Raw genomic sequence first — 23030 nt, 5'->3', positions numbered from 1 at the left:
CGGCAGCCGGACGTGAACCAGCGGCTTAGGCGAGCGCGGCAACCAGCGCCTTGGCGATCCACGCCCGGTAGGCCGGCAGGGTCCAACCGGCGTCCCGGACCAGTGCCCGGTAGACCTGCGGGTGTCCCAGCGACCAGATGGCGGCGGCCGCCTCGGCATCGGACATCCCGGAACTCAGGCCGCCGAGCGTCCGGGCCGCCGCGGCGGCCTCCCCATAGCGCCGGAGCCGCTGCTGCCCGCGGTCCCTCTCCAGCTGCGCCGCCGAGTCATCTACAGCCGCGGCCTGGGCGATGACAGCGTTGATCCCGGCCGTGCGCGGATGGACCTCGACAAACCATTCCGCCAGGACATCGACCAGGGCTTGAAAGTCGGCGGCCTGCCGCGTGCGCTCCCGCATGAAGTCCAGCACCCCGGCCTGCGCTCCCGGCCCCGCCGCCGCGCTGTCCAGCACGGCGGAGAGCAGGGCGGCCTTGTTGCCCACGGAGTTGTACACGGTCTGGACGGCCACGCCGCTCTCGGCGGCGATCCCGTCGATAGTGGTGCGGACGTACCCGTCAGCAGCGAACAGCCGGCCGGCCGCCTCGACGATGGCGTCCCGGGTCCCGGCCGCCTGGATCGACCGCCTCGTCGTCTTTTCCATAACATTAGACTATCGCTCTAGTCACTAGAACGGTATTCTAATTGATACGAAGAAGGTTCTCCCAGCTAGGAGCCGGCCATGGATCAGAACAGTCAGCCGCTTGATGCCGTGGTGATCGGGGCGGGCCAGGCAGGCCTGGCCGCGGGTTATCACCTCGCCCGGACGAAACTCCGGTTCGAGATCCTGGAGGGCGACACGCGGCTCGGCGAGACCTGGCGCCGCCGCTGGGATTCCCTGCGACTGTTCACCCCGGCCCAGCACGACGGACTCCCCGGGCTGCCCTTCCCGGCGCCGCGGAACACATTCCCGGGCAAGGACGAGTTCGCAGACTACCTTGAGGGCTACGCTGCGCATTTCGGCCTGCCGGTGCGGACCGGGGTTCGGGTGGAGGGCGTCCGGCCGGCGGGCGCAGGGTTCGCCGTCGCAACCCCGGGCGGCACGGTGCGGGCGCGCAATGTCATCGTGGCGGCCGGGGCAAACGTGCTCCCCCGCATTCCGCACCCCGCCACCGGGCTGGACTCCTCCATCCAACAGCTCCACAGCTCGCAATACCGCACGCCCGCCGACATCCCGGAAGGTGACGTGCTGGTGGTGGGTGCCGGAACGTCGGGCGCGGAAATTGCCTTGGAGCTGTCCGGCAGCCACAGGGTGCTGCTCTCAGGCCGTCCAACCCTGCACGTCCCCGACCCCCTGCTCCGCTACGCAGGCGCGGCGTATTGGCGGTTCATCCACTCGGTGCTGACGCTGGGCACACCGATCGGGCGCAAGGCTGCGGCGAACTTCCACCAGCGCGGGGCACCGTTGATCCGGATCTCCCTCAAGGACCTCGACGGCGCCGGAGTGGTCCGGGTGCCGCGGATGACCGGCACCACGGACGGCCAGCCCCGCTTTGACGGAGGAGGGTCCGCCGTCGTGCGGACGGTCATCTGGGCAACGGGCTACAGCCCCGGCCTGGATTGGATCGACGGGCTGGAACGGTCGCCGTCGGGCTGGCCGCACACCGAACGGGGAGCCGTCCCGGGGATTCCGGGGCTGTACTTCGTCGGCCTACCATTCCAGTACGCCCTCACCTCGGGCCTGGTCGGCGGGGTGGACCGGGACGCGGCGTACGTCGTCCGGCAGCTAGAAAAGCGCCTGCCGGATCCCTCAGTAGTTGCGCCGGTGCTTCAGCCGGGGGATGGTGACGGCGAAGACCGCGGCAGCCGCGAAGCCCAGCACTCCGGTGGCGGCCACTCCGGCGCCGAGCGAGACGACGGCGGTCACAGCTGAGAGCAGCACCGGTCCGCCGGTGGCCCCGGCGTCGGCCATGAACCGCCAGATGCCCAGGAACTGGCCGCGGCCGTTGTCGGGCGAGAAGTCGGCGCCCAGCGTCATGTTCAGGCCCGAGCTGATGCCGTTGCCGAAGCCGATCAGAAGCGCGGCGAGCAGCAGGCCCGTGAATCCGGCGCTGAGCGGGATCAGCAGCAAGGCTGTACCCATGATGAGCGTGGACGGGATGGCCACCCATTGCCGGCCCTTGCGGTCCATCAGCTTTCCGGCCGGATAGAAGACCAGCATGTCGATGGCGCCGGAGAGTCCGTAGATCAGCGACGCCTGCGTCGCGTCCATCCCGAGGTGCTCGGCCCAGAGCGGGATCACCACCTGCCGGGAGGCCCGCAGCGCACTGAGCAGCAGCACTCCCATCCCCACGGTAAGGAAGACCCCGGCGTGGGAGACGGCGACGCTGCGCAGCGTTGCCTGCTGGACAGCGACGCCGTCGTCCGCCGCGGGCTTGGCCACGAGGTCCGGGATGGTGACCGACAGGACAGCAGCCGCGGCCATGGCGACGACGCCCACCCAGTAGGCGCCGGTGATGCCGGAGAACTGCATCACCGCAGCGCCGATGAAGGGGCCGATGAAGATGCCGATCCGGTTGACGCCGCCGAGCGTGGACAGGGCACGAGCCCTGATCATCACCGGCACGGCCTCGGTCAGGTACTTCTGCCGGGCCAGGCTGAAGACGCTCGCTGCCATGCCGACAACCACCATGGCCGCGGCCAGTAGCCAGATCCCCTCGGGCAGCAGCGGGGACAGTGCGGCGGCGGCCAGGGCGAGGGTGCTCGCGGCGGCCGCACCGACCATGGCCCAGCGTTCGCCGAACTTCAGCGTGATGAGAGAGGCCGGCAGGTTGAAGAACCACGAACCGAGCCCGATCATCGTGACGATCAGTGCGGCGACGGCCACCGAGGCGCCGAGGTCGCGGGCGGAGAGTGCCACCACGGGCAGGATGGCACCTTCGCCGAGGCTGAACAGCAGTGCCGGGCCGAAGGCGGGGACGGCGATGCTGCGGAGGCTGAAGGGCGCGTGGCTGGTGGTGGTCATCCCCCTCATCCTAGGCCTGATTTACCGCACCCTCCGGCCGACCGTGGCGCGGCCGACCTTTCCGGTGCACTCGACATAGCCTGGCAGGTCCCCAGTAAAGTTCTCCCGCGACTACCGTTTACGCAGGCGGTCTTTTACTCGGCGGTACCGCCGGCGCAGTAGGCTGACCAGGCTGGCGTCGTTGATGGCCTCCTCGAGGGACTTGAGCCGCTCCTCGGTGCGGGCGGAGCTCTCGACAAGCTCCCGGAGGAGACCTTCGGAGTACGTCTGGCGGTGGTGGAAGTGGCCTATCTCCGCGTCCTGGTGCTTCGTGAGGTACAGCATGCCGCCCAGACCGACCTCCGAAACATACTTCCGCAGGTATTTTTCCCGCACGGCGCGATCGAACGTCTGGTGTGCAGAGTCGGCGACGATGACGCTGTTGCCGAGGTCGCCGGTGGCTTCCCTGCGCTGGTGCCAGAAAGCAAGGGGCGCCCCGTCGATGAATCCGAGGTGATGGCCCTGCAGCATCCGGAGCTGGAACTCCCAGTCGCCCACGGCCTCCAGCGCCTCGTCGTAGTAGCCCACGGAGTCGTGGACTGAACGGCGGTACAGCAGCGAGATCGGTACACACCGGTTGGACCGGAGAGTATCGGAAAGGGTAATTGCGTGGACATTGGGTTCAAATATTTCTCGGCTTACCTCCTCGATTCGGCCGTTCCCCAGCCGCTCGAAGACGATTTCGGTCCGCACACCCACACCAGCATCATCGGCCGCGCGGAGATGGTCGACGGTTCGCTTCAGGAAGTCCGGATGCCAGGTGTCGTCGTCGTCGTGGATTGCGATTAACTCGGATTCGCTTGCCGCTATACCAGCGTTCGAGGCCGCTTCCATTCCGAGGCTGATTTGATGGGTGAGGATCCGGACCCGGCCGTCGAGTTCATGCCGGTGCCGTTCGATCACGGGGTCGACCTCGGAGGTATTTCCGCCGTCGTTGACAACCACCAGAATCCAGTCTTTGAAGGTCTGCGCCAGGACGTCACGAACGGCGCGCTCAAGCAGCACAGCCCGGTTCTTGGTCCGCATGATGATCGCGACTGAAGGCAGTGATTCACTCGTCATTTGATTAGTTTCCCCACGAGAGTCCGGATCGGTGCAAGTTTGCGGATGAGCGCGAAGCTCCTCGAGTCGAGCCAGCGTTGTAGCTGCTCCCTGGCCACTTCCGCGTCCCGCGTCGCGGCACCCAGCCGGCCGGCAAGGTGTTCCCGTTCGACTCGGAGCTCCGCCGTTTCAGCGGACAGGGGCAGGAAGAAGGCTTTGCTGAGGGCTGCGCGCTTGACCCAAGTTCCCTGGAAAGACAGGTCCGTCGCGTGAGAACCAGGCTCGATGTTGGCGTCGATGCCAGCCAGCCCGTCGGCGCCCGCGAGTGCCGCAGTGACCCTGTCCCACCAAAGGGCGAATTCCTCAGCCTTGACGGTCCGGATCGCTGCCAAATGGGCCGCGACGTCGCTGCGGCGCTTCCAGACTTCCTCAACCGCCGAGCTGAAAGTGCCGTCGAAAAGCGATGGAAGTGTGAGGGCCAGCGGGCCTAGCCCCCAGTTCTGCAGTGCCCCGTTCAGACGGGCGTGGCTGTAGTCCTCGCAGGCCAGCGCCACCACAGGAAGACCCGCGTCGAGGGCGAAGACCACCGGATGGTAGCGCGAGGTGATGACCATGGAAGCGCCGGCGGTTAGGGCGGCTGTGTCCTCGGCTGACAGAATCGGCGGCGCCACCACCGGAACAGTCATGGCCGCTGCTATTTCGGAATGCACCCCTTCGTCTCCGTCGCCCAGGCCAGGGGTGCTCATGTGCGCCAGCAGTACGACGGCGCATCCGGTAGCCAGCGCCGCCTGATCCAAGGCGGCGGCAACCGCCTTGATGTAGGCTTCCCGGTCCGCGGGGCCGTGACCACCCGAGAACGTGGCCGCGATGTACGGGCCTGCGGGTGCTAGGGAATCGCCGACGTCGACGCTCTTCACCTTGGCGGCGGCCCTCCCCGCATAGAACGTCGCATCATCCAAGCAAGATGCCACCTTGTTCTGCCCGGCCTCTGCCAGATGGCGCGCCAAGGACAGTGTGTAGGACTCCCGGGCGCCGACCAGCGCTGCCCGGCCTATCAGGTCCTTGGCGACATCGCGGTCCCGGCCGTAGAGGACAGGACCAAACGTCTGACCCGCGATGGCCACAGGCAGTCCCAGCGCACGCGCGATCCCAGCGACGGCGGCGCGTTCGTAGAGCAGCCAGCCGTACGTCGAATTCATGTTGCCGCCGCCGGCGATCAGCAGAGCATCACAGGTCCGCATGGCAGTGATCAGGTCCCATACTTGGTCCTCCGGCGGCAAAGCATCAGTGTCCCCATGCGCTGCCCGGATGACCAGGTCCAGGTACTCGGCACGTTCCTCGGGCGGCCACGGAAACTGCAGGGTGGGCGCTGCGGCTTTCCTGAAGAGGCGGCGGGTTTCCTCCACATTTCGGGTCAGCAATAAGACGTCCTCGTGCCCTCGAGCCCCAAGCTCGTCCACGCAGGCGTGGGCCATGGCCTCGTCGCCGACGTGGTAAACCGGCTGTCCGACATCCCCCAATAGAGCAATTCGCATGCCCCAATTCTGCCGTATGGGACTTGTGGCAACGAATCCGCCTTCCAAGGTCAACCGGCAGCTGAACGCCGCCCCGTGCCCTGTCCGGCGCGCACGATGGTCCCTGGAATCTGCGGCGATTCGGACTACGCAATGAACAATCACTCGTTCCGCGCCGACTGGACTCGTTGAAGAAAAGTAGTGGCATAATCTGGTGAGCTGCCGCATACTCGGCATCTTTTGATGGCTTCCCGTTCCTCTGGACGGACTGTTGGGGGAAATTTTGAATATTGCTCCGCGTCGTGGTGTCACTCCACCTGCTAATCCACCGAAGGGCCTGAAACGACGCATCGCCGCAACGTTGGCGGCAATTGCTGTCGGCTGCCTGCCCGTCGCGTACAACCCGGCGGCAGCGTCAGCGTACGCACCGACCCTGGTGTCATCCGGGCTGGAAGGTACCGCGTTCATCGACGTCGACCCGTCAAACCAGTTCTACAACGAGATCAGCTGGCTGGCGGCCGAACGGATCTCGACAGGATACTTCGACCAGACGTTCCGACCCGTCCAGGCGGTGAACCGCGACGCGATGGCCGCGTTCCTGTACCGGCTGGCTGGTTCCCCCGATTACACACCACCGCCAGAATCCCCATTTACGGATGTGACCCCGGCGACGCAGTTCTACAAGGAAATCACTTGGCTGGCGTCCCGGGGTATCACCACGGGCTACTGGGACAGGTCCTACCGTCCGCTGCAGCCGGTGAACCGGGATGCGATGGCAGCCTTCCTGTACCGGTTCGCGGTCAAGCCGGCCTTCACCGCCCCTGCTTCTTCCCCGTTCGGGGACATCGGGGTGAACACGCAGTTCTACAGCGAGATGAGCTGGCTTGCGGACAAGGGCATTTCCACCGGATGGTCCGAGGACCGTACCTACCGTCCCCTGCAGCCGGTGAATCGTGACGCGATGGCGGCGTTTATGTACCGGTTCAAGATCAAGCTGCCGCCGAACAACCAACCCTCCTTTGGCTCCACAGCCCTGGACATACTGGCCACCCTGCCCATCAAGGGCCGGGCGCCGAAGACCGGGTATGACCGCGAACAGTATGGCCCGGCGTGGTTCGACGTCGACCGCAACGGCTGCGACACCCGCAATGACATCCTCCGCCTGCAGTTGACCTTCCGCGGCGACAACGGCTGCATCGTGGAATACGGGCACCTGGAGGACCCGTACACGGGCACGGGGCTCGACTTTGTCCGCGGCACCACCACGAGCTCGGCAGTGCAGATCGACCATGTCGTAGCCCTCTCGGATTCCTGGCAGAAGGGAGCGCAGCAGCTCAGCTACGAACAGCGTCTGCAGTTTGCCAACGACGCGTTGAACCTACAGGCCACCGACGGACCCACCAACCAGCAAAAAGGCGACGGCGACGCCGCGACTTGGCTGCCGCCGAACACCTCCTACCGCTGCGAGTACGTCGCCCGGCAGGTTTCCGTCAAGGCAACTTATGCGCTCTGGATCACCCAGGCCGAACACGACGCCATGGCGGGGATCCTCAGTAACTGTGCCGGACAGCTGGCTCCCACCAACCAGACGGTGCCCGTCGCACTGCCACCTGCCCCCAAGCCGCCTGCTCCGGAGCCAACGCCTACTCCCACGCCGACGCCGCCCCCGGGACCGGTCATTCCGGCCAACCCCGGTGACGCCGTTAACTGCGGAAGCTTTGCCACGTGGCGAGATGCGCAGAACTGGTTCAACACCTACTATCCGTACTACGGGGACGTGGCGAAACTGGACGCCAATAAGGACAGGATCGCCTGCGAGACCCTCCCGGGCCACCCATAAGTGAGTCGTTGGTTCCGGTAACAGGCCCAGATTCGGCACTTCCTCAACAGCACATCAACCGCAGGATTTAGTGGGACCAATGAACAATAAGACATTGCCAGGAAACCTGACGCCGGCAATCGCGGCTTTGGCTTTGGGCTTGCTGTTGTCCGTCACGGTTGCGCCGGCGGCCAGCGCTGCCGTGACCCCCACTTCCGGCCAACGTCTGCCTGCCGCGGAGGCAAGCCAGCGGTGGCCGGATCTCCGCGGAACCATACAGCAGGCCGAAGCTTCCTCGCCGTCGTTCGCCGATGTCCACCCCGGGTCCCCCTTTGCAGCCGAGATCCAGTGGCTTGCGGGCAGGGGCATCAGCACGGGCTGGGCCGAGCCGGACGGCACCAGCACCTTCCGGCCGCTGAGCCCGGTCAACCGAGACGCCATGGCGGCCTTCATGCACCGCCTCGAAGGCAAACCGGATTTCTCGCCCCCACCCGTCTCGCCGCTCGTCGATGTGGCGCCCACCGACATGTTCTTCAAGGAAATCATCTGGATCACCGCCCGGAACATTTCCACCGGATGGGATGAAGGCAGCGGCACCAGGTCTTACCGCCCAGGCCAGCCGGTTAACCGGGATGCGATGGCCGCTTTCATGTACCGACTTGCAGGCAGGCCCGCTTTCAACCCGCCTGCAGTTTCGCCCTTCGCTGACGTATCCAAAGACAACGTCTACTACCACGAGATCACGTGGCTGGCCGCCCAGGGCATCTCCACCGGCTGGACCGAAGCGGACGGAACGAAGACCTTCCGACCGGTCCAACCCGTGAACCGCGATGCCATGGCCGCCTTCATGTACCGGTTTGATGCCAAATCCGCCTGGATCTAGAACAAGTGCAGAGTGGGCTGTCCAGTCCCCACGGCAACGCGTAACCTTCATCCCAGCCTGTGCTGTTTTCTTCGGCCGCCAGCCAGCCGACCTCCGTGAAGAATTGATTTTTGCCCGCCATGTCCTGGAATGCTGGCGAGGCTGTGAGTCCGGTTTGCCTGCGAGGCGGCAGAGGAAGGCGGCCAAGGCGTCGCGGTTCACGGGCTGAAGCGGACGGAAGGTGCGGTCCTCGGGCCGACCGGTGGAGATCCCCTTGCTGGCGGACCAGGTGATTTTCTTATAGAAAAGGTTGTCGGTCGCCACATCGACATACGGAGTCGGCGGCGTAAATGCAGGCTAGCCTGCCAACCTGTACATGAAGGCCGCCATGGCATCCCGGTTGACCGGGGTCAAGGGCCGGAAAGACATCGACCCGCCCGGTTCCGTCCAGCCGGACGCTTCCCCGGCCCGACCATGTCCGTAAACCGGGATGCAATGGCAGCGTTCATGTACCGCTGGAACACCAAATACGGCACGCCCTCACGAACCAAGCAAGCTGATAGAAGCCGGACCAGCTCACCGAGCTGGGCCGGCTTCTATCGTTGCCGGGCTCTGTCGGCGGCTGGCAACCGTGCACGGGCCCAATACGCCGTCGGGCCCTAGGGACGGACAGTGCCCGCAAGCCGGGGCGGTCAGGCGTCGAAGTGCGTGCGGACTTCCCCCGCGGTGAGGTTGCGGAGGACCTCGGCGGCGACGTCGCGGAGCTTCTGGTTCCGGTTGCTGGAAACCCGGGTGAGGATGCTCATGGCTTCCTCCTGGGAGCAGCGGTTCTGGGCCATTACGACGCCGCAGGCCAGATCGATCGCGGTGCGGTGTTCCATGGCAGCCTGGAGGTCCTCGGCGCGGGACTGCGCGGTGCCGATGCGGACGGCCAGGCGGAGGGAACGGCCGGCGAGGTCGGCAAAGCCGGATGCCTTGGCAATGATGTCCTCGGTGAAGACTCCGGTGGCGGGGCCAAAGAAGTTCAGGGCAGCCACTGCGTCCTGGCCGATTTCCAGTGGTACGCCGAGGGTGCTGCGGCAGCCTTGCGCCGCGAGCTGCAGCTGGTAGGTAGGCCAGCGCGGGTCGGTGTCGACGTCGGCCAGCAGCACCACGGACCGCGTCCGGAGGGCTTCGATGCACGGGCCGTCGCCTAGGCTTTGCTCGATGCGGTCCAGGGTCACAGCCCGGGGGCTGCTCCCGGCCACGGTGGCGGTCTTCTTCCGGCGCTGCAACGTCACGCCGCATTCGATCTCGGCGCCGGCGGCGTGACTGAGCGTGGCCGCAGAGAATTCAGCGAGGCGGCCGAGGAAGTCCTCGACGTTCCCGGTGTCCATGAGGAGGTCCTGCAGTTGCAGTGCGGCGTCGTCCCCGGCGTTGTTGGTCATTCCTAAAATGTAGGTCGGACCCCGGCCGGGCACAACTTCCGCCGGCTGCGCCACGGGCCCACGCGCCTAGACGTAGCCGTCGACGATCGCGGCGGCGATCTCGCGGTAGGCGCGCCGGGTTTCCGGGCGGAGCACGTCCAGGGTGACCAGGTCGCCGTCGGCCACGCCGCGGTCGTGCGGCACGGCGATCAGCTGGCGGCAGATGCCGGACAGGTGGTCCTCGATCGCGTCCTTGTCCACGCGTGAGGAAACCTCGTCCTTGTCCGTGATGACCACGATGGCGTTCCGGGCGAGTTCCTCGTACCCGTGGCCGGCCAGCCAGTGGAGGGTGCTGCGGGCGCGCTTGGCGCCGCTGACCGCATAGCCCGCCGCGATGATCAGGTTGTCCGCGGACTGCAGGATGCCGCTCATGGCGTTGTGCGTGACGCCGGTGCCGCAGTCGGTCAGCGCCACAGAATAGTAGGCGGAGATGAGTTTGCGGATCCGCAGGTATTCCTCTGCGGTCAGGGAGTCGGAGACCTCGGGATCCTGTTCCCCGGCGATCAGGTGCAGCCGCCCGGCGTGGTGCATGTACCGGGCCAGGGCGGTGAGGGAATCGATCGATTCGATGTTCTTCAGCAGGTCGGTGATGGTGCGGGGCGTCTGCTGCTGGTAGATACCCTCGCCGAGGGCACGCTCAACGAGGTCGCCGGAGTCCGGGTTCGCGTCGATGGCGCACGGCGGGTCACCGCGGAACTCGGCGAGGGTCAGCCCGACGCCGACCGTTGTGGACGTCTTGCCGATCCCGCCCTTGAGGCTCAGGACGGCGGTGTTGTAGCTGCCCTGGAGTTGGCGGGAGATGCGCCGTGCCAGTTCGTCCTCTTCGCGCTGCCGGGCGCTCGGGCCCAGGTTCAGTCCGCCGCCGGTCAGGGAATAGAGGGCGCCGCGGAGGCCGCCGACCGGCCGGGGCTTCTGCTCGCGGACAAAGAGGCCAGGGGAGCTGATGAAATCGGGGGCCGGGGAGGTCAGCGCTGCAGCCCGGCTGGCGGAGCGGGTGGCCCGGGCCGGCGGCGCGGGTACGGCGGGGGCGCTTTCCGGCGCCGCCGGCACGGCCGAACGCCGGGACAGGGGCGCGGCCGCTTCGAAGGCAGGCGACTCGGCCTCAAAGTCCTCGAACGCCTCTTCATCGAAGGCCTGCTCGTCGAACGCCTGCTCGGCAAGGTTAGTTGCCGGGCCGAAGCCTTGGGCGGCCGAGGCGGGCGGAGCCGCAGGCGGCACCGGCGTGGCGGGGACCTGCCGGATTACGGGAACGGCGCCCGTGGCGGCGTTTCGTTCGTCGGCTGCTTCGGCAGCTTCCGCCCAGGAGTTGCGTCGCAGGGGACGCGCCGCCGGATTGTCGACGGCGTCGGAGGTTGTGATCGGCATGGTTCCTGTCCGGGCGTCGGAGTCCTCGCCGCGGCGGCGGTCACGCCGGCGCCGGAGTTCGGGTTGTTTTGCCTCAGCGGCAGCGTTGGCTGTGTTGTTGTCCACCGGATCGGGCATATTGGTCCCCCCTGGGACTCACAGCGCAGGCGGCTGCGGTGCTCGTTTGAATTGGTCCAAACTGCAATTCTAGGGGCATTCCCAAGTCCCCTTACCATCGACGGCCCAAACCCGCGGACTCAGTGGTGCGCGCGGGTCTCCTGCAGCCGCGTGATGAACCAGCGGGACTGCTCCGGCCCGTAGGGCAGGATCGGGATGGCCTTGGTGGCGTCGTCCGGGGTTTCCCGGGTCGCCTGGGTAGCCTGCCGCACGGCAGTGGTCATGGTGTTGGCCATGGTCTTGACGAACTGGTCGCTGCACGGTTCCCCGTGGCCGGGAATCAGGAATTCGTAGCGGTGCCGCAGGGCCGAGAGATGGCGGAGGGCGTCGGCCCATTCCTCGGGAAAGGAATCCTCGAAGGACGGGTGGGAGCCCTGCTCCACCAGATCGCCGGCGTAGAGGGTGGTGCCTGTTCCGACGAGGAGGTCGCCGTCGGTGTGGCCGTGGCCGAGGTAGAAGAACGTGACAGTCTGGCCGCCGAGGTCCAGGAGGACCGGCTGGTCTTTGACGATCGCGTTCGGGACGACAATGTCGGTGGTGCTGCCTTCGCCGGCAGCCATTTCGGGCTCATCGGCCCCGACGGCGCGGCGCTGGCTGTCGCCGTTTTCGCCGATCTCCGCGGCGCAGTTCTCATGCGCCCAGAACTCGGTCACACCGGCATCGGCGAACACCGCGTTGCCGAAGAAGTGGTCGTAGTGGGCGTGGGTGTTGACGACGACCAGCGGCAACTGCGTCTTTTCCCGCACCGCATCCAGGATCTCGCGACCCTGCCGGGGTCCGCTGCCGGTATCGATCACCAGGGCGCGTTCGGCGCCGACAACCAGGCCGGTGTTGAGCAGGGAACTTTGGGTGGTCAGGACGTAGTTGTCCTGGCCAACCTCGAGCCATCGTGACATTAAATCTCCGTATTCCGGGCGGTGTTCCGGCGTCGTTGGTGCGATGTTCTGCCCTCAATTGTACCCACCGGAGCTGGCCGGAAGCTGGAAGCGGGCCCCGCGCGGGCGGTCTTTCCGCCCGCGCGGCGCCGGCCGCGTTCAGAGGTCCGCGAGCACCGAGCCGGGGTTCTCGATCGCGTCGGCCACGTAGCGCAGGAAGCCGCCGGCGGTCCCGCCGTCGCACACCCGGTGGTCGAAGGTGAGGGTCAGTTCCGTGACCTTGCGTACGGCCAGTTCGCCGTTGACCACCCAGGGCTTGTCGATAATGCGCCCGACGCCGAGGATCCCGACCTCGGGGTGGTTGATGATGGCGGCCGAGCCGTCCACCCCGAAGACCCCGTAGTTGTTCAGCGTGAACGTGCCGCTGCCCAGCTCCGCCGGGGTCGCTTTGCCGTCGCGCACGACGGCGGTGAGCCGCCGGATCTCGGCGTCCAGTTCGCGGGCACTGAGTTTGTCCGCGTTCCGCACTGACGGCACCATCAGGCCACGGTCGGTCTGGGCCGCGAAGCCGAGGTTGACGCCGTCGAAGGCAACAATCTCCTGGGACGCTCCGCCGGTGGTGTCTTCCGTGGTCACGATCCGGGTGTTCAGCTCCGGGAACTTCTTCAGCCCGGCAGTGACGAACCGTGCGATGAACGCCAGCAGACCCGGCGTGTGGTGCGGGTCAGCCTTCTTCAGCGCGGCACGCATCTCCACGAGGGCAGTGGCGTCTACATCCACCCACACCGTGGCTTCCGGGATCTCGGAACGGCTGCGCGTCATGTTGGCCGCAACGGCCTTCCGCACGCCGCGGACCGCGGTCCGCCCGGTAACGCCCAGCCCGGTGCGCGCATCGGTGTCGCTGCTGCCCGCAACCGGCGCTGCCGCTTGGGTTTCTACCGGCGCCGCCTCCGAACGCTCAACGACAGACGGCTTGATACGAGCCTCAACGTCGCGCCGCATGATGAGCCCGCTGGCCCCCGAGCCCTGGAGTTCCCCCAAATCAACCCCATGGTCCCGCGCCATCCGCCGAACGAGCGGCGAAATAACAGCCCCCAACTTCCCGGGAACCCGCGTCCGCATCAGCAACAAGTCGTCCGCCGCCTTCTCCGCAGCTGATACCCCAGCAACCGGCTCAACCACCGCAGTCCCGGCAGCCCCCTTACGAGCCCGAGTCCGCCGAGCAACCCCATGCCCGCCAGGAGTCCCGTAACCAATCAAGACATTCCCGGACCCGGCCTTCTCCTCCTCGCGATAGGCCTCAGCGGCGGCAGAAGCAGGCGAGTCAGCGGGAGCGCCAGGCGACGAACCCGCATCAGGCGACACCGCCACAGCAGCCGGCGAGGACCCAGCAGACCCAGCCGGCGCAGGCAATGCCGCCCCGGGAGTGGCATCGGGCCTGTCGGAGCCGGACGGCATGCTGCTTGCAGCAATGCCGTCCGGCGAAGGGGCGGGGGCGGCATTGCCTGTGGCGGCGCCACCAGATGCGGCACCGGAAGCCACGGAGGCACCAACTGGCATCACCGAGATCAGCGGCTTGCCGACGTCGAGCGTCTGGCCGGGCTCGCCGTGCAGCACGGCCACGGTCCCGGCGTACGGGGAGGGCACCTCGACCATGGACTTCGCGGTCTCAACCTCGGCAATCGGCTGGTCGACGCGGATCTCGTCGCCCACGGCCACGAGCCAGTTCACGAGCTCTGCTTCGGTGAGGCCTTCGCCCAGGTCCGGGAGGAGGAATACTTTCGGTTCGCTCATGGTCAGTCTTCCCACTGGAGGTCGTCAACGGCGTCGAGGATGCGGTCCACGCCGGGCAGGTAATAGTGCTCAAGCTTGGGCGCCGGGTACGGCACGTCGAAGCCGGTGACGCGGCGGATCGGCGCGGCCAGATGGTGGAAACAGCGTTCCTGGACCCGGGCCACGATCTCGGAGGCCACGGACGCGAAGCCGTGGGCCTCTGCGATGACCACGGCGCGGCCGGTCTTGCGGACCGAAGCGCAGACCGTTTCGTCGTCGAACGGCACGATCGAGCGGACGTCGATCACCTCGAGGGAGCGGCCTTCCCCGGCGGCCGCCGCGGCGGCGGCGAGCGCCGTCGGGACGGACGGTCCGTAGGCGATCAGCGTGGCGTCCGTGCCGGGGCGGGCGACGGCTGCCCGGCCTTCGGAGGACGTGCCGCGCTCGATGTTCTGCGTGTGTTCGGCGCGGAGGGCGCCCAGGTCCACCTGGTCCTTGGACCAGTACAGTTTCTTGGGCTCCATGAACATTACGGGATCGTCCGAGTCGATGGCCTCGCGGAGCATCCGGTAGCCGTCGGCGACGGTGGCGGGCGTGAAGACCTTGAGCCCGGCGGTGTGGGCGTAGTAGGCCTCGGAGGAGTCGCAGTGGTGCTCCACTCCCCCGATGCCGCCTGCGTACGGGACCCGGATGACGATAGGCAGCTTCACGGTGCCCTTGGTGCGGTTGTGCATCTTGGCGACGTGGCTGACGATCTGCTCGAACGCCGGGTAGGCGAAGGCGTCGAACTGCATCTCGATGACCGGGCGCATGCCGTTCATAGCCATGCCCACGGCCATGCCGACGATGCCGGATTCGGCGAGCGGGGTGTCGAAGCAGCGGCTCTTCCCGAAGGTCTTGGTGAGGCCGTCGGTGATGCGGAAGACGCCGCCGAGCATGCCGACGTCCTCGCCGAAGACCAGGACCGACTCGTCGGCGTGCATGGCGTCGGCCATGGCAGTGTTCAGGGCCTTGGCGAGGGTGATGGTCTGCGGGCCGGTCTTTTCGGCTTCAACAGCAGCCTTGGCGGCCGCCCGGGCGGTCGCGGCGCTGACGTTGCCGTTGACTTCGGAGGACGTGGTGATGGTGGGGCTCATCGTGAGGCCTCCTCGGAGGTCGTGGCGGATGCGGCGTCGCGGGCGAGTTCGTCGGCGAGCAAAGCGGACTGTTCCTTCAGCTGCGGCGTCGGTGTGGAGAACACGTATTTGAACAGGTCCTGCGGTTCCACCGGGACTTCCTCGCTCAGGCCTTCGCGGAGCTGGGCCGCAACGGCTTCCGCCTTCTCGGCGATCCCGGCGGCGCGCTCGTCGTCGAGCAGTCCGCGGTCCGTCAGGTAGGTCTTCATCCGGCTCAGCGGGTCCTTGGCCACCCATTCGGCGACTTCGCTGTCCTGACGGTACCGGGTGGCGTCGTCGGCGTTGGTGTGCGCCTGCATCCGGTAGGTGTGGGCCTCCACCAGCAGGGGGCCGGAGCCTTCCCGGGCGAGCTTTACGGCCCGGCCGAGCACGGCCAGGAGGGCCACAATGTCGTTGCCGTCCACGCGTTCGCCGGCCATGCCGTAGCCCACGGCCTTGTGCGCGAGGGACGGCGCGACGGACTGGTGCGCCAGCGGCACGGAGATCGCGTACTGGTTGTTCTGGACGAAGAACACGACCGGGAGGTGGAACACCGCGGCGAAGTTCAGCGCCTCGTGGAAGTCCCCTTCGCTCGTGGCGCCGTCGCCGCACATGGCCAGGACAACGGTGTCCTCGCCGCGCAGCTTCGCTGCGTGGGCCACGCCGACGCCGTGCAGCAGCTGGGTGGTCAGCGGGGTGCACTGGATGCCGACCTTGTGCTTGGCCGGGTCATAGCCGCCGTGCCAGTCGCCGCGGAAGAGCGTCATGGTCTGGACGGGATCAACGCCGCGGGCCATCACGGCCACGGAGTCGCGGTAGGTGGGGAATATCCAGTCACCGTCGGACAGGCAGAGGGCGGCGGCCACCTGGCAGGCCTCCTGGCCGTGGCTGGACGGGTAGACGGCCATGCGGCCCTGCCGGACCAGGGCGGAGTTCTGGTCGTTGACGCGACGTCCGACGACGAGCTGCTCGTAGGCGGCCACCAGCTCCTCGTCGCCGGGGAGGGCGTACTCGTGGCCGGGCTGGGTGCCCTGCTCGGTGTGGGGGTTCAGGGTGCCGTCCGGGCCCACCATTTGGATCTGGTGCCGGGCCGGCAGCATGTAGTCCTCAACAGTGATGCCGAACTTGCGCACCGCCTCGTTGACGGCGTCTCCCGGGGCTCCTGCTGGAACTTCCGGGCCGGGCGCGGCAGCGCTGGACGCTTGGTCGTCGGCTCCCGCTTGCTGCGCAGTGTGGTCTGCGGAGATCGTCATTGGTCCGTCCTTCTGTAGCCACTATTCATTCCCAGTATGGCGCGGGGAGATGTTTCGTATCCAGCTCCAGCGGAAATCGTGGAGAAGTCCAGAATATTGGCCTATTCTGGAAGACAAATCGTAAGTGTGAGCTGGATTACCGGCGGAGGTTGTGGACAAATGGCAGAGGCCGAGGCGGAACCGGCGGCGGTGCCGCTGGATGATGTGGACCGGAACATCATTGCGGAACTGACCAGGGACGGCCGGATGTCCGTCACGCAGGTCGCGGAGAACGTCCACATCTCGCGCGCCCATGCGTACACGCGGATAGCCCGGCTGACCGGCGAGGGGGTGCTGACCAAGTTCACGGCGCTGGTGGATCCCATCAAGGCCGGCCTGAAGTCCTCGGCCTATGTGACCCTGAAGGTCCGGCAGCATTCCTGGCGGGAGCTCCGGGAGCTGCTGCGGGCCATCCCGGAGGTGCACCACATTGCGCTGGTGGGCGGCGACTTCGATGTGATCCTGCTGGTGCGTGCAGTGGACAACATTGATCTGCGCCGGGTGATTTTCGACCAGTTGCAGTCCATGCCCGGCGTGCTGGACACTCAGACGTTCCTGGTGTTTGAGGACCTGGACACGCGGTAGCGCACCGACCGCTCGCTAGCTGACGAAGGCCTTCATCCAGGCCTTGAGCTCCTCACCGAATTCCACCCGTTCGGAGGCGATCGAGATGACCGCCTTCAGGTAGCTCAGCTTGTCGCCGGTGTCGTAGCGGCGGCCAGTGAAGACCACGCCGTACACGCCGCCGCCTTCGCAGCCGGAGACGGCCAGCGTCTGCAGGGCATCCGTAAGCTGGATTTCCCCGCCGCGGCCGGGCTCTGTCTCCTCCAGCACGTCGAAGACCGCCGGGTGGAGCACGTAGCGGCCGATGACGGCAAGGTTTGAGGGGGCATTGGCTATGGACGGTTTTTCCACGAGCCGGTTGACGCGCACATGGCCTTCGCCGTCGACGGCCGAAACATCGGCGCAGCCATAGGCGCTGATCTCGGCGGGATCCACCTCGATCAGGGCAACCACCGAGCCGCCGGTCCGGGCCTGCACGTCGATCATGGTGCTCAGGAGGTCGTCGCGCTCGTCGATCAGGTCATCGCCGAGCAGGACGGCGAACGGCTCGTCGCCGATGTGCTGGCGGGCGCACAGGACAGCGTGGCCCAATCCCCTCGGGTCCCCCTGCCGGACGTAGTGGAGGGGCCCCAGGGCGGAGGCGTGCTGGACGGCTTCCAGCTTTTCGAGGTCGCCCTTGAGCTCCAGCGCGCGTTCGAGGCTGGGCTCACGGTCAAAGTGGTCCTCGAGGGCGCGCTTTTGCCGTCCGGTAATCATCAGCAGGTCGGTCAGGCCCGCGCGGACAGCTTCCTCGACAACGTACTGGATGGCCGGCTGGTCGACCACGGGCAGCATTTCCTTGGGCATCGCCTTGGTGGCAGGCAGGAAGCGTGTCCCGAGTCCCGCGGCCGGAATGACAGCCTTTGTTACTGCTTTCCCCGAAGTCATAACCGAACCATACAAGCGCATTTTCTAAATGAGAATGGCTTCAACCAAAGACAAGTACCGAGACAACCCGGTCTCAGTACCGCCCGTTTTCCGGCCCGGCTAGCCCTTGAAAACCGGGGTCCGCTTCTCCTGGAAGGCCCGGAATCCCTCGGAGTAATCCTCGGTCTTGCAGAGGCGCGCCTGCTCGGCGTTCTCTTCCTCCATGGACTCCCAGAGCCCCAGCCGCTGGTCCCGGATGTGCGCCACGAGATCCTTGCTTGCAGTGAACGCGCTCGTGGCGCCGGTGGCGGCCTTGGCCACGATCGCCCGGGTGTTCTCCAGCAGGTCAGCCGCGGGCATGGCCCGGCTGAACATCCCCTGGGCCACGGCATCCGCGCCGCTCATGAGTTCGGCGGTGTAGATCAGGTCCAGCGTGCGGTGCATGCCGAGCCGTTCGGTGAAGTACCAGTGCCCGCCGGAATCGAGCGTGGCACCAAGGTTCGCGAAGGGGGATCCGAACTTGGCGTTCTCCGCCACGTACACGACATCCGTGGCGAGGAGCAGGCCCAGCCCCACACCCAGGCAGGCCCCCTGGGCCGCCGCGAAGGTGGGGGCAGGGAAGGCTGTCATCTTCTTCAGCAGCGGCTGCAGGAGCCCGCCCAGGTACCCCTGGACGTCGTCGGTCTCCGGCGTGACGCCGGCGATGTCCCGTCCCGCGCAAAAAGCGCGGCCCTCTCCCCTGAGCAGCAGCGCCCGCACTTCACCGCGCGAGGCGGCGGCAGCGGCGTCGTCGTACGCCTTCGACAGGTCGCGGAGGGCCTGCTCGTCCAGCGAGTTCAGCTTGTAGGGGGCGTTGAGGACGATCTCGGCGACGCCGTCGGCGATGGAGAGGGAAATCATGGGGCTCCTCGTTGGAGTGGTACCGGGTGGTGGGTTAGACGTCGAAGTCGACGGTGACTTCCGGCGTCGTGGGGTGGGACTGGCAGGTCAGCACGTAGCCCTTGTCCAGTTCGTCCTGCTCGAGGGCGTAGTTCTCGTCCATCGTGACGGCACCGGTGACCACCTTGGCGCGGCAGGTTCCGCAGACGCCGCCGGCGCATGCGAACGGGACGTCGGGCCGGACGCGCAGGGCCGCGTTCAGGATCGACTCGCGGGCGTGGGTGGGGCTGGCCACCTCGCCCTGGAGGCCGTCCAGCTTGAAGGTGATCTTGTACGTGGCCTGCGACTCGTCCACAACCACCGGACGGCCGGCGTTGCCCTCGGGACGGTCCGGCTTGCCGGTGGTGAACAGCTCGAACCGGACGTGGTCGGCGTTGACGCCGCGCTCGGCCAGGGTGTCCCGGCACAGCTGGACGAGCTCGAACGGGCCGCACAGGAACCACTCGTCGACGTCGTCGGCGTGGATGGCGGTTCCCAGCAGGGCCTGCAGCTTCTCGGCGTCGATCCGGCCGCTGAGCAGCGGGGCGATCCGCTGTTCGCGGGAGAGCACGTGGTGCAGGGCGAGCCGGGACGGGTACTTGTCCTTCAGGTCGGCGAGCTCCTCGAGGAACATGACGTCCATGGCGGCCTTGTTCGCGTAGACCAGGTCGAAGCGGGTTTCCGGGTGCGCGGCGAGCAGGGTGCGGGCAATCGCGATCACCGGGGTGATGCCGGAGCCCGCGGCGATCGCGACGAAGGAACCGGGCTCCCCCGCCAGCTCGCTGGCCATCTCCTCGGGGTGGTTCATCGAGTTCATCAGGTTCTGCTCTTTGCCGTCCCGGCCGTGCTTGGACACAAACGCGCCCATCGGGCTCATGACGTCCAGGACGTTCCCGGCCTTGAGTTCGGCGTTCGCCCAGGTGGAGAACAGGCCGCCCAGGTCCTTCTTGATTGCGACCCGGATCTCGCTGCTGCCGTCCGCGAAGCTCCGCGGCTCGGCGCAGATCGAGTAGCTGCGCCGGATTTCCTTTGGCTCGCCGGACTCATCCGGCAAGGTGGTGCGCAGCGCGACGTACTGGCCCGGGAGGTAATCGAACTGGCCGGCGAGTTCGGCCGGCACGCCGAAGGTCACCTCGATCGCATCATCGGTGAGCCGGCGGACCTCGTCCACCGTCAGCGGGTGGAAGGACGCACGACGGCGGCCGGTGGCTGCAGCCGTTTCAGCGGCGGTCTGGCGGACAACAGTCATGGGGGCACCTGTTCCTTACAAAACTTTGAAGTAGTCGAACGGTTCCTTGCAGTCCTGGCAGACGTACAGCGCCTTGCAGGAGGTGGAACCGAAGCGGGTGAGTTCCTTGGTGTTCAGCGATGAACACTGCGGGCACTTGACGGCGAGGGACAGGCGGACCGGCCCGGCGTGCCGCAGGGCGGCCGAGTGTCCGGACGGCGGGGCGATGCCGTACTCCTGCAGCTTGGCCTTTCCGGCCTCGCTCATCCAGTCGGTGGTCCAGGCCGGGGAGAGGACCATCTCGACGTTGACGCTCGGGTAGCCGCCGCTTTTGAAGGCAGTCTTGAGATCGTCCCGGATGGCGTCCATCGCGGGGCAGCCCGAGTAGGTCGGCGTGATGGTGATATGAACGGTGGGCACCATCACGCCGTCGGCTGCGTTTGGTTCCTTTGTCACCTGGACGTTGCGCAGGATCCCCAGGTCCTCGATGGTGAGGACCGGGATTTCCGGGTCGCAGACGGTGGCGGCGAGTTCCCAGGCCTTCTGCTCGGGTGTCTTATGCTCCGCCGGGCGGCCGTCCGCGGACGTGGGGTGGCTGACGTACATTTCCATGGTGGTTACCAGCTGGCTCCGGGGTACTCGCGGGCGAGCACCTGCATTTCGGCGAGGAGGTAGCCGAGGTGCTCGGAGTGCAGTCCCCTGCGTCCGCCGCCGGGAGCGGGCTGGACCTTGGGAACTTCCAGCTCGGCCGCGGCCAGGGCCTCGCCGGTCAGGCGGTCGAAGTCGGCGCGCAGGCTGGACGGCTCGACGGCGGCGCCGCTAGCGCTGAGGCGGGCGGTGAGTTCGTCGTCGCGGAACAGTTCGTCCACGTAGGGCCAGATGGCCTTGAGTGCGTGGATCATCTTCCCGCGGGACTCTTCCGTGCCCTGGGCGAGGCGCAGCACCCACTGGGCGCTGTGATCGCGGTGGTAATCCACTTCCTTGACGGCCTTCGCGGCAATGCCGGCGAGGGTGGCGTCGGTAGACTGCGCCAGCCGGCGGTAGAGCTCGAACTGGTAGTAGCTGACCACGAACTGGCGGGCGATGGTGACGGCAAAGTCGCCGTTGGGGAGTTCGAAGATCTCGACGGACCTGAACTCGGGCTCGCGGCGGAAGTAGGCGAGGTCGTCCTCGCTCCGGCCGTCCAGTCCGCCGGCGTAGCTGAGGAACGAACGGGCGTGGCCCAGCTGGTCGAGGGCGATGTTGCCGAGGGCAATGTCCTCTTCGAGCTCAGGGGCGCGGGAGATCCAGTGGCCCAGGCGCTGCGCGAGGATCAGGGCGTCGTCGCCCAGCCGCAGGGCGAACTCGGCGACGTCCTCGTCCGGCTTCGCGGTGCCGCGGCTGACGGCGAGCGCGATGTCCTCGGGGCGGAGGGCGTTGCCGGGGGTGATGCGGGTGGCGCTGGCCGTGGCCTCGCCAGTGCCGCTTGCGCCCTTGACGCCGACGTTGAGGTCGCCGTGGCCGCCGGTTTCTGCCGTAGTTTCGGGTGAGGTGCTCACAGGTGCTTCACGCCCTCGCTCTTGGTGTAGTACGTCGCGTGCCGGTAGTCCTTGCCCTGGGGCGACTCGAAGAACGATCCCTTGGCGTCAGGGTCACTTGAGGCGATGGCGTCGGCCGGGACAACCCAGATGGAGACGCCTTCGTTGCGGCGGGTGTAGAGGTCGCGGGCGTTGCGCAGGGCCATGGCGGCGTCCGGCGCGTGCAGGGAGCCGGCGTGGACGTGGGAGAGGCCGCGGCTGGAGCGGACGAAGACTTCCCAGATGGGCCAGACGTTTCCTGCGTGCGGTTCGGGGGTTGTCATGCTGCGGATTCCTTCTCTGCTTGCTTCTTGGCCTGCTTTTCCGCGTACGCTGCTGCGGCTTCGCGCACCCAGGCGCCGTTGTTGTGTGCTTCGCGGCGCCTTTCCAGGCGCTGGGCGTTGCAGGGGCCGCGGCCGGCGAGGACCTCGTGGAATTCATCCCAGTCCAGGGGGCCGTGCTCCCATTTCTTGGTTTCTTCGTTGAACCGGATGTCCTTGTCCGGGAGGGTGAGTTCCAGGACCTTGACCTGCTCCATCATCATTCCGACGAAACGGTTGCGCAGTTCGTCGTTGCTGAAGCGCTTGATGTTCCAGGCCATGGACTGCTTGGAGTTGGGCGAGTCGTCATCCGGCGGGCCGAACATCATCAGGGCCGGGGCGTACCAGCGGTTCACGGCGTCCTGGGCCATCTGCTTCTGCTCCGGCGTGCCGTGGGAGAGTTCCAGCAGGATCTCAAAGCCCTGGCGCTGGTGGAAGGATTCTTCCTTGCAGACGCGGACCATGGCGCGGCCGTAGGGGCCGAAGGAGGCGCGGCAGAGCGGCACCTGGTTGGCGATAGCGGCGCCGTCGACCATCCAGCCGATGGCACCCATGTCGGCCCAGGTGCGGGCGGGGTAGTTGAAGATGGAGGAGTACTTGGCCTTGCCGTCCATCAGGTCCTGCATCATCTGGTCGCGCGGCTGGCCGAGGGTTTCGGCGGCGGAGTACAGGTACAGGCCGTGGCCGGCCTCGTCCTGGACCTTGGCCATGAGGATGGCCTTGCGCTTGAGGCTGGGGGCGCGGGAGATCCAGTTGGCTTCCGGCTGCATGCCGATAATCTCCGAGTGCGCGTGCTGCGAGATCTGGCGCAACAGGGTCTTGCGGTAGGCCGGGGGCATCCAGTCGCGGGGTTCGATCCGCGAATCGTCCGCCATGACTTTGTCGAAGTATGCCTGGCCTTCAGCGTCACGCCGGGCCGCATCTTCGGCGCTCTGTTCGTGCCGCGCCGCTGTTGGTTCTCCGGGCACTGACTGCAGGGTCTGCGATGCCATGGTTGCTCCTATGCATTTCCGATAAATAATTACCGACCGTTCGTTCAGGATATGCGGAAGGCGGGAGATGCGTCAAGCACAACGGCTCTCCGCAGGCAGGCATGACGGCGGCCATCCGGCGCGGCTGTCATCAATGCGCATATTGTGGCGCCTGCCACTATTTGGCGCGCCGCGGTGGTAACGTCCGGC

At 66.9% G+C, this 23030-nt stretch carries 19 protein-coding genes and 2 pseudogenes; 4 read left to right on the top strand and 17 right to left on the bottom strand.

The genetic code is table 11. The annotated features are described in order from the left end of the window. Positions 1 to 25: 25 nt before the first annotated feature. Positions 26 to 640 carry a TetR/AcrR family transcriptional regulator gene (locus tag AC1DC5_RS00845; protein ID WP_476863883.1) on the bottom strand — a complete coding sequence of 205 codons (615 nt, stop codon included), beginning with the start codon at positions 638 to 640 and terminating at the stop codon, positions 26 to 28. Between the two features lie 78 nt (positions 641 to 718). On the opposite strand from AC1DC5_RS00845, the pseudogene AC1DC5_RS00840 reads away from it, so the two are divergent. Beyond that, positions 719 to 1675 (top strand): annotated as a pseudogene (locus AC1DC5_RS00840) (flavin-containing monooxygenase); the annotation flags it as partial. Between the two features lie 111 nt (positions 1676 to 1786). Here AC1DC5_RS00840 and AC1DC5_RS00835 read toward each other — a convergent pair. The 3 genes from AC1DC5_RS00835 to AC1DC5_RS00825 form a co-directional block, all read right to left on the bottom strand. Next, a complete protein-coding gene (locus tag AC1DC5_RS00835; protein WP_476863882.1) occupies positions 1787 to 3001 on the bottom strand; it encodes an MFS transporter in 1215 nt (404 codons plus the stop codon). A gap of 111 nt (positions 3002 to 3112) precedes the next feature. Continuing rightward, complete coding sequence (locus AC1DC5_RS00830; protein ID WP_476863881.1) at positions 3113 to 4102, bottom strand: glycosyltransferase family 2 protein; 990 nt, start codon at positions 4100 to 4102, stop codon at positions 3113 to 3115. Next, on the bottom strand, positions 4099 to 5616 hold the full coding sequence (locus AC1DC5_RS00825; protein ID WP_476863880.1) for a polysaccharide pyruvyl transferase family protein: 1518 nt from the start codon (positions 5614 to 5616) through the stop codon (positions 4099 to 4101). The genes AC1DC5_RS00830 and AC1DC5_RS00825 overlap by 4 nt, the downstream gene beginning before the upstream one ends. A gap of 340 nt (positions 5617 to 5956) precedes the next feature. On the opposite strand from AC1DC5_RS00825, the gene AC1DC5_RS00820 reads away from it, so the two are divergent. Together AC1DC5_RS00820 and AC1DC5_RS00815 are read left to right on the top strand one after the other, a co-directional pair. Continuing rightward, complete coding sequence (locus AC1DC5_RS00820) at positions 5957 to 7435, top strand: S-layer homology domain-containing protein (protein WP_476863879.1); 1479 nt, start codon at positions 5957 to 5959, stop codon at positions 7433 to 7435. 247 nt (positions 7436 to 7682) lie between these two features. Next, positions 7683 to 8297, top strand: a pseudogene (locus AC1DC5_RS00815) (S-layer homology domain-containing protein); the annotation flags it as partial. Positions 8298 to 8968: 671 nt separating this feature from the next. Here the strand turns inward: AC1DC5_RS00815 and AC1DC5_RS00810 are convergent. From AC1DC5_RS00810 to pdhA, 6 genes are all read right to left on the bottom strand, one after another. Beyond that, positions 8969 to 9703: a GAF and ANTAR domain-containing protein gene (locus AC1DC5_RS00810; protein ID WP_441406690.1), complete on the bottom strand. Its 735-nt coding sequence runs from the start codon at positions 9701 to 9703 to the stop codon at positions 8969 to 8971. A gap of 66 nt (positions 9704 to 9769) precedes the next feature. Then, the gene (locus AC1DC5_RS00805; RefSeq protein WP_476863878.1) at positions 9770 to 11212 is read right to left on the bottom strand and encodes a MinD/ParA family ATP-binding protein; all 1443 of its coding nucleotides are present in this window, start codon (positions 11210 to 11212) and stop codon (positions 9770 to 9772) included. Between the two features lie 131 nt (positions 11213 to 11343). Further along, positions 11344 to 12159 carry an MBL fold metallo-hydrolase gene (locus AC1DC5_RS00800; RefSeq protein WP_441406688.1) on the bottom strand — a complete coding sequence of 272 codons (816 nt, stop codon included), beginning with the start codon at positions 12157 to 12159 and terminating at the stop codon, positions 11344 to 11346. A 138-nt stretch (positions 12160 to 12297) separates the two neighbouring features. Continuing rightward, on the bottom strand, positions 12298 to 13932 hold the full coding sequence (locus AC1DC5_RS00795) for a dihydrolipoamide acetyltransferase family protein (protein WP_476863877.1): 1635 nt from the start codon (positions 13930 to 13932) through the stop codon (positions 12298 to 12300). 2 nt (positions 13933 to 13934) lie between these two features. Next, a complete protein-coding gene (locus AC1DC5_RS00790) occupies positions 13935 to 15047 on the bottom strand; it encodes an alpha-ketoacid dehydrogenase subunit beta (protein WP_476863876.1) in 1113 nt (370 codons plus the stop codon). Continuing rightward, positions 15044 to 16318 (bottom strand): pyruvate dehydrogenase (acetyl-transferring) E1 component subunit alpha, encoded by a 1275-nt coding sequence (pdhA, locus tag AC1DC5_RS00785; RefSeq protein ID WP_476863875.1) that lies wholly within the window; start codon positions 16316 to 16318, stop codon positions 15044 to 15046. The genes AC1DC5_RS00790 and pdhA overlap by 4 nt, the downstream gene beginning before the upstream one ends. A gap of 159 nt (positions 16319 to 16477) precedes the next feature. On the opposite strand from pdhA, the gene AC1DC5_RS00780 reads away from it, so the two are divergent. Next, positions 16478 to 16942 (top strand): Lrp/AsnC family transcriptional regulator, encoded by a 465-nt coding sequence (locus tag AC1DC5_RS00780; RefSeq protein ID WP_346925226.1) that lies wholly within the window; start codon positions 16478 to 16480, stop codon positions 16940 to 16942. 15 nt (positions 16943 to 16957) lie between these two features. On the opposite strand, the gene galU is transcribed toward AC1DC5_RS00780, so the two are convergent. The 7 genes from galU to paaA all read right to left on the bottom strand — a co-directional run bounded on the left by galU (position 16958) and on the right by paaA (position 22841). Further along, positions 16958 to 17848: a UTP--glucose-1-phosphate uridylyltransferase GalU gene (gene galU / locus AC1DC5_RS00775; protein WP_476863874.1), complete on the bottom strand. Its 891-nt coding sequence runs from the start codon at positions 17846 to 17848 to the stop codon at positions 16958 to 16960. A gap of 99 nt (positions 17849 to 17947) precedes the next feature. Then, positions 17948 to 18727 carry an enoyl-CoA hydratase/isomerase family protein gene (locus AC1DC5_RS00770; protein ID WP_476863873.1) on the bottom strand — a complete coding sequence of 260 codons (780 nt, stop codon included), beginning with the start codon at positions 18725 to 18727 and terminating at the stop codon, positions 17948 to 17950. Positions 18728 to 18761: 34 nt separating this feature from the next. After that, positions 18762 to 19994, bottom strand: coding sequence for a 1,2-phenylacetyl-CoA epoxidase subunit PaaE (gene paaE, locus AC1DC5_RS00765; protein ID WP_476863872.1), 1233 nt, complete (start codon positions 19992 to 19994; stop codon positions 18762 to 18764). A gap of 15 nt (positions 19995 to 20009) precedes the next feature. Further along, positions 20010 to 20579, bottom strand: coding sequence for a 1,2-phenylacetyl-CoA epoxidase subunit PaaD (paaD, locus tag AC1DC5_RS00760; RefSeq protein ID WP_476864153.1), 570 nt, complete (start codon positions 20577 to 20579; stop codon positions 20010 to 20012). Positions 20580 to 20590: 11 nt separating this feature from the next. Then, complete coding sequence (gene paaC / locus AC1DC5_RS00755; RefSeq protein WP_476863871.1) at positions 20591 to 21511, bottom strand: 1,2-phenylacetyl-CoA epoxidase subunit PaaC; 921 nt, start codon at positions 21509 to 21511, stop codon at positions 20591 to 20593. Next, complete coding sequence (gene paaB / locus AC1DC5_RS00750) at positions 21508 to 21813, bottom strand: 1,2-phenylacetyl-CoA epoxidase subunit PaaB (protein ID WP_024367847.1); 306 nt, start codon at positions 21811 to 21813, stop codon at positions 21508 to 21510. The genes paaC and paaB overlap by 4 nt, the downstream gene beginning before the upstream one ends. Next, positions 21810 to 22841, bottom strand: a complete 1032-nt coding sequence (gene paaA, locus AC1DC5_RS00745; protein WP_476863870.1) for a 1,2-phenylacetyl-CoA epoxidase subunit PaaA — start codon at positions 22839 to 22841, stop codon at positions 21810 to 21812. Before paaA ends, paaB begins: the two co-directional genes overlap by 4 nt. Positions 22842 to 23030: the final 189 nt, after the last annotated feature.

The organism is Arthrobacter sp. 10L424 (assembly GCF_056395325.1).
The sequence above is the reverse complement of the archived record's forward strand: the minus strand, read 5'-3'. Positions and strand labels throughout refer to the sequence as shown.